Source organism: Rhizobacter sp. P2_D12 (genome assembly GCF_056404395.1).
This window is the reverse complement of sequence record NZ_JBFUEB010000293.1, coordinates 1-1,380: the sequence shown is the minus strand read 5'-3', so window position 1 is coordinate 1,380 and position 1,380 is coordinate 1. Positions and strand designations below refer to the sequence as shown.

The following is a 1,380-nucleotide window of genomic DNA, read 5'->3' as shown; positions in this document are numbered from 1 at the left end:
ATATTGGTCACGACCGCGACCTGGCACTTGTCGTAGGCCAGGCCTTCGCGCAGCAGACCGCCGCGCGCGGTTTCGAACACGGCCGCGTCGACGTCGGGGTGCAGCAGCACGTTGCGCGCGCTGCGCGGGCCGCTGCAGTCGCCGCTTTCGATGCGGCGGCCTTCGATGTAGACGCCGTCGGTGTTGGTCATGCCGGTGCGCAGGCCGGCGGCCGTGAGAAGGTGCGCGATCAGGCGCACGGTGGTCGTTTTGCCGTTGGTGCCGGTGACGGCCACGATCGGGATGCGGCCATCGTCGCCGTCCTTGAACAGCGTGTCGACGATGGCTTCGCCGATCGGGCGCGGTTTGCCAAACGATGGCGCCAGGTGCATGCGCAGGCCCGGTGCGGCGTTGACTTCGACGATGCCGCCGTTCTGGTCCTCAATCGGTTTGAGGACGCTGTCGCAGACCAGGTCGACGCCGCAGATATCCAGGCCGATCATGTGGGCGGCAGCGACGGCGCGCGCCGCGACTTCGGGGTGCACGTCGTCGGTCACGTCCGTGGCCGAGCCGCCGGTGGACAGGTTCGCGTTGTTGCGCAGGACGACGCGCTGGCCGATGGCGGGCACCGAGTCCGGCGTCAGGCCGTTCTGGGCCAGCGTACCGATGGCGATGTCGTCAAAGCGGATCTTGGTCAGCGACGTGCCGTGGCCATCGCCGCGGCGCGGGTCGAGGTTGACCTGTTCGACCAGTTCGCGCACGCTGCGCTCGCCATCGCCCACCACCTGTGGCGGCTCACGGCGCGCGGCGGCCACCAGCTTGTCACCCACCACCAGCAGGCGGTAGTCGTGACCGGGCAGGTAGCGTTCGACCAGGATGTCGTCGCGGAACTCGCTGGCGGCCTTGAAGCCGGCGTCCAGTTGTTCGCGGGTGGTGACGTTGACCGTCACGCCCTTGCCCTGGTTGCCGTCCTTCGGCTTGATCACCACCGGCAGGCCGATTTCCATCGCGGCGGCCCAGGCGTCGTCAGGGTCGCTCACGCCACGGCCCTGCGGCACCGGCACGCCGGCCGCGTCGAGCAGCTTCTTGGTCAGTTCCTTGTCCTGCGCGATCGATTCGGCAATCGCGCCGGTGGCGTCGATTTCGGCGGCCTGGATGCGGCGCGCACGGCTGCCCCAGCCAAACATGACCATGCTGCCTTCGGTCAGGCGGCGAAACGGGATGTTGCGGGCCACGGCGGCCTGCACGATCGAGCCGGTCGATGGCCCAAGACGCACGTCTTCGTCCGTCGCGCGCAGTTGCGCCAGCGCGGCGGGCACGTCGAACGGGGTGTCGTTGCGGGCCGCTTCGATCAGTTGCTGCGCGAGTTCGAGGGCCTGGCGGCCCACGTCTTCTTCGCTG

At 69.1% G+C, this 1,380-nt stretch carries 1 protein-coding gene; it reads right to left on the bottom strand.

The window, feature by feature from the left end; translation table 11 throughout:
* Positions 1-1,380 (bottom strand): Mur ligase family protein (locus AC1DYN_RS32530; protein ID WP_477966931.1); only part of this gene is annotated, 1,380 nt, incomplete at both ends.